Source organism: Streptomyces sp. URMC 123 (assembly GCF_051386515.1).
GTDB lineage: Bacteria > Actinomycetota > Actinomycetes > Streptomycetales > Streptomycetaceae > Streptomyces.
On the sequence record NZ_JBPQTV010000410.1, the window covers coordinates 1 to 4985 of the forward strand.

3 protein-coding genes are annotated in these 4985 nt (G+C 77.0%); 1 reads left to right on the forward strand and 2 read right to left on the reverse strand.

Features of this window, described 5'->3' with window-relative positions:
• Positions 1–97 precede the first annotated feature (97 nt).
• Both ACSNOD_RS28330 and ACSNOD_RS28335 read right to left on the reverse strand, forming a co-directional pair.
• A complete protein-coding gene (locus tag ACSNOD_RS28330; protein WP_436769921.1) occupies positions 98–1072 on the reverse strand; it encodes a carbohydrate ABC transporter permease in 975 nt (324 codons plus the stop codon).
• A 32-nt stretch (positions 1073–1104) separates the two neighbouring features.
• Complete coding sequence (locus tag ACSNOD_RS28335; RefSeq protein WP_436769922.1) at positions 1105–2571, reverse strand: ABC transporter substrate-binding protein; 1467 nt, start codon at positions 2569–2571, stop codon at positions 1105–1107.
• A gap of 1291 nt (positions 2572–3862) precedes the next feature.
• Here ACSNOD_RS28335 and tsaD point away from each other — a divergent pair.
• Positions 3863–4985: tRNA (adenosine(37)-N6)-threonylcarbamoyltransferase complex transferase subunit TsaD (gene tsaD / locus ACSNOD_RS28340; protein ID WP_436769923.1), on the forward strand; the 1123-nt coding region annotated here is incomplete at its 3' end.

The following is a 4985-nucleotide window of genomic DNA, read 5'->3' on the forward strand; positions in this document are numbered from 1 at the left end:
AGCGGGGCCGGCCGGTCCCCCTCGATCCGCCGGACCCCCTTGATCGGCCGGCCCCGCTCGACCTCATCGACCCGACGGAGGCGTCAGCCACGGCCGTTCACCGGCTCCGCTCGCGCGTCACCCGCAGGATCACGGCGCACACCAGCAGGGTCAGCACGGTCAGGGCGATGCCCGTCGCCGCGGCGGCGCCCACCCGCCGGGTGACGAAGGCGCCCTGGTAGACGAAGACGCTCGGCACGGTGGTGCTGTGGCCGGGCCCCCCGGTCGTGGTGTTCCACACGATGTCGAAGTTGCGCAGCGCCTGCGTCACGGTGAGCACGAGCGCGAGGGCGATCTCGCCGCGCAGCGCCGGCAGCACCACGGCGCGGAACTCCCGTACGGGCCCCGCCCCGTCGAGCCGGGCGGCCTCGAAGAGCTCGCGCGGCACCCGCCCGGCGCCCGTCAGGAACAGCACCAGACACAGCCCGTACATGATCCAGGTGCCGATCAGGCCCACCGCCGGCAGCGCGGTGCGGTGGTCGCCGAGCCAGGAGCGCGCCAGGCCGTCCGGCCCCAGCGCCCGCAGCAGCTCGTTCACCGGCCCCTCCACGTCGTAGATCCACCGCCAGGACACCGCGATGACGACCGGGGACAGCACCTGCGGCACGAACAGCACGGCGCGGAAGAAGCTCAGCCCGCGCACCCGCACCCGGGTCATCAGCCCCGTGAGCGCCAGGCCCACGGCGACCGGCAGCAGCGCGTAGAACACGATGAAGATGAGGGAGTGGGCGAGCGCGTCACGCAACACGGGGTCGCGCAGCAGCGCCGTGTAGTTGTCCCACCCCGCCCAGCGCCCCAGCGTCAGACCGTCCCAGTCGAACAGCGACACCCAGGCGGTGGTCAGCAGGGGGCGCAGCACGAACAGCGCGTAGAAGACGGCGCCGGGGAGCAGATAGAGATACGCGGGCCAGTGCTGGCGGCGCGCCCAGGAGCGCAGGCGTGCGCGTGCGATGGCCGTGTGGGGGCCGTCTGCCGGGGCGCTCCCCGGGGCGCCCTCCGGAGTGCTCGCGCGCCTGCTTGTGCGCCTGCTCATTCGGCCGTGCGCCGGGGTGGTGCGCCGACCGCTCATCGGGGCGTCTCCGCGCCGTCGTCGGTCCCGCTCCTGTTTCCGTCCCCGGCTCCGTTTCCGGTCCCGGCCGCCTCCGCCGCGCGCCGCTCGTGGAAGGCGGCCCAGTCCTTCTGCACGGCCGCGAGAAACGCGTCCACCCCGAGCCGTCCGTCCAGCAGCTCCTGGCCCGCCGAGCCGATGGTGCTCAGCATGGAGGTGCTGGACCAGTCGAAGTAGTACGTCTGCCCGTCGTCGTCGAGCAGCGCCCGGCCGGCCGCCAGCTGCTCCCGGGCCGCCCGCCCCGGCACGGAGACGCCCTGCGTACGCACCGGGAGCCGGCCCACCTCGGCCATCACCCTCGCCCCCGTGGCGCTCTGCATCAGCCCCAGGAAGGCGACCGCCGCGGTCGTACGGGGGCTCCCGGCCGTGATGTGCCAGGGCAGCCCCAGCGATCCGGGGCAGGCGGCCCGGCCGTCGGCGGTGAGCGGCACGGCGAGGCTCACCCGCTCGCCCAGCCCGCGCGCCACGGCGGGGGTGTGCCAGGCCCCGGCGATCAGGAACACCCCCTTGCCGCCGATGAACCGCGTCACCGCGTCGTCCGCGCCGACCCCGTTGTAGCCGGAGCCGAACCAGCCCCGGCGCGCCCAGTCCCGGAGCGTGGCCGCCGCCGTACGGTGGCCGGCCGAGGCGAACGTCGTCCCGGGCACCCCGCTGATCCAGGCGCGGGTCTCGCGCACCGGGACGTGCTGGGCCTGGATCAGCCCCAGCACCTGCTGCGCCGGGTACTGGTCGGCGTTGCCCAGCATCACGGGCTGCTCGCCCGCCGCCTTCGCCCGCTCCATGGCCGCGACGAACTCCTGGTACGTGCGCGGCGGGCGCAGCCCCAGCCGGTCCAGCTTCGCGGTGTTGGAGAAGACGCCGACGAACTCGTTGGCCTGGGTGATGCCGTAGAGGGTGCCGGAGCCGAAGATCCGCCCGTCCTGGCTCCAGCGGAGCTGACCGGTGGCGCCCGGCGGGAAGTCGCGGTCCCAGCCGTAGGCGTGTGCCACGTCGTCCAGGGGCCGCAGCAGTCCGGCGCGTATGAGCGGCCCGTCCACGCCGTAGCCCTGGTTGCCCTGGACGAGGTCCGGCGGGTCGGCGCCGGAGACGGTGTTGACGACCGTCTTCGCGAAGTCGGCGAACGCCTTGGTCGACACCTCGACCCGCACGGTCGGGAACGCCTTTTCGAACTCGGGTACGAACGCCCGCAGGAACTCCCGCTCGCCGGCCTCGGCGACGATCCGCAGGGTGGTCGGGCCGCGCTCGGCGACGGCGGCCGGGGTGACCGGAGCGGTGATCAGCGGGCCGCCCGCCGCGGCGTTGCCGGCGCCCCCGCCGCCCGAGCCCGGCACGCAGCACGCGCCGAGCGCCAGCGCGCCGGTGCCGGCGAGCGCGGCCCGCAGCAGCGATCTGCGGGGGAGCGGCGCGGGTAACGGGTGGGTCATCGCGAGAAACCTCCCGCCTGGAGGGCGCGCGCTCCGGACGCGCGAGCGCGTCCGGACACGATAGGGCGTGACCCCGGCGCGGTGAAGGTCCGCGGTGACGCCGCGCCCCCGCGCCGGGGTGAGTTGTCCCGAGGCGATGCGTCCTGCGGGCCCGGCTCGGGTGCTTGTCGGCCGCGCGGCCCGGCCGGTCTCGCCCGCCGTCCGCGCGGTGCGGGGAGTTGGCCGGAGGCTACGTCCGTCCCGGTGGCGGCGCCTGCTCTGCCGCAACGCGAGCCGGCCCGTGGCTCCGGCGGTTCGCCGACCCCGCCCGATCCCGCCCGATCCCGCCCGGGCCGGTCCGAGCCGGGGCCGAGCTGTGGGGGGCGCCGCGAGCCCGTCCCGTCCGCGCGGCGCGGCGAGTTGTCCCGAGGCGGCGCGGCCCGTGGGCCCGGCTTGGGCGCTTGTCGGCCGCGCGGCCCGGCCGGTCCTGGCCGCCGGCCGCGCGGAGAGTCGGGCCGGAGGCCACGTCCGTGCCGGTGGTGGCAGGCGGCCCGTGGGCCCGGCGCGGGTGCTCGCCGCCCTGCCCGGGCTGGTCCAGGCGGGGTCGCCTGTGCGATCCATCCCGGCTCCGGCCGGGTCCTGGTCCCAAGGCTCGGAGAGCTCGCCGGGCTGGCCCGAACCGTGGCCGGGCAGAGTGGCGCGACCCGGGCCGCGCCTCGGCCGCGCGGTCCGGAGGCCGGAGGCCAAGGCCGTGCCGGTGGCGGTGCGGCCGGTGGGCCGGGCTCGGGCTGCTCGCCCGCCATGGCTCGACCGGCCCCGGCAGGGGTCGGAGGCCCTGGCCGCCGGCCGCGCTCCTGCGCCTGCCGTGCCCATGCGCCGCCGCGCGGGCGCGGCTCAGGGGGCCCGCCCGGCGGCGCCTGCCCTGCCGCAACGCGCGCCAGCCCGTGGCTGCGGGAGTTCGCCGCCTACGGCCGGGGCCGGTCCGGGGGCGGAGCGTGCGGAGCGGATCGGGTCGCGCCCCGGCCGCGTGGCCCGGGGCTGCCTCCGACTCACTCCCCGGGCGCTTGGTGCACGCCCCCGTACGCGCCCGTACGGCCACCTCCGTGCCGGTTGTGCGCCCGCCCCTGGACTGGTGAGCCCCGGCCGGCCGCGTGGCCGGGGCTCGTCGGAGGCCGTCATCGTGCGCCGCCCGCGCTGGCGCCGGCTCGGGGCGGCCGCCGAGCATCCTTATTGCATAGAGTTCGCAATTACGCATTACCGGCAATTACGCTGGTCGTCAAGGGTTTCCCGAGAGCGCGAGCGCGAGGGTGGGATGAGCGGTTCACGAGTGGTGCTGGGCATCGAGTCGTCCTGTGACGAGACCGGCGCCGGACTGGTCCGTGACGGCCGGCTGCTGGGTCACGCCGTCGCGTCGAGCATGGCCGAGCACTCCCGGTACGGCGGCGTCGTGCCGGAGATCGCCGCCCGCGCCCATGTGCACGCCGTGGTCCCCGTGGTCCGGCAGGCGCTCGCCGACGCCGGGCTGCGCCCGGCGGACATCGGCGCCGTCGCCGTGACCACCGGACCGGGCCTGTCCGGCGCGCTCCAGGTCGGGCTCGCCGCCGCCAAGGGGTACGCCTACTCCCTGGGCGTGCCGCTGTACCGCGTGCACCACCTCGCCGGGCACGTCGCCGTCGACACCCTGGAGCACGGGCCGCTGCCCGACCCCGCCGTGGTGCTCATCGTCTCCGGCGGCCACACCTCCCTGCTGCTCGTGCGCGACCTGGCCCGCGACCCGATCGTCCACCTCGGGGACACCCTCGACGACGCGGCGGGGGAGTGCTTCGACAAGGTCGCCCGCGTGCTGGGGCTGCCCTACCCCGGCGGCCCCGCCATCGACCGGGCCGCCCGCGACGGCGACCCCCGGGCCGTCGCCTTCCCCCGGCCGATGACCGGCCCGCGCGACGCCCCTTACGCCTTCTCCTTCTCCGGGCTGAAGACCGCCGCCGCCCGCTGGGCGGAACGCCACCGCCCCGGCCGGGACGGCCAGGACCGCCCCGGCGGAGCCGGGCCCACGGTGACCCTCGCCGACGCCGCGGCCTCCTTCCAGGAGGCGGTCGCCGACGTGCTCACCCGCAAGGCCGTCGCCGCCTGCCGCGACCACGGCGTCGGCACGCTGGTCGTGGTCGGCGGGGTCGCCGCCAACTCCCGGGTGCGGGCCCTCGCCGAACAGCGCTGCGCCGCGGCCGGCATCACCCTGCGCGTGCCGGCGCCCCGGCTGTGCACCGACAACGGCGCGATGATCGCCGCCGTGGGCGACCTCCTGGTCCGCTCCGGGGCCGAGCCGGCCCCCTTCGACGTGTCCGTCGACCCGTCGGCCCCGCTGGAGTACGCGCTGCTGCACCCCGGTTCCGGCGCCCGCGCCACGGCGCCCGCCCCCGCCCGTACCCCCGCGG

What these genes read in the sequence shown, in the direction of transcription:
- ACSNOD_RS28330 (WP_436769921.1), bottom strand. Translation starts at nt 1,072, where the DNA reads ATGAGCAGGCGCACAAGCAGGCGCGCGAGCACTCCGGAGGGCGCCCCG.
- ACSNOD_RS28335 (WP_436769922.1), bottom strand. Translation starts at nt 2,571, where the DNA reads ATGACCCACCCGTTACCCGCGCCGCTCCCCCGCAGATCGCTGCTGCGG.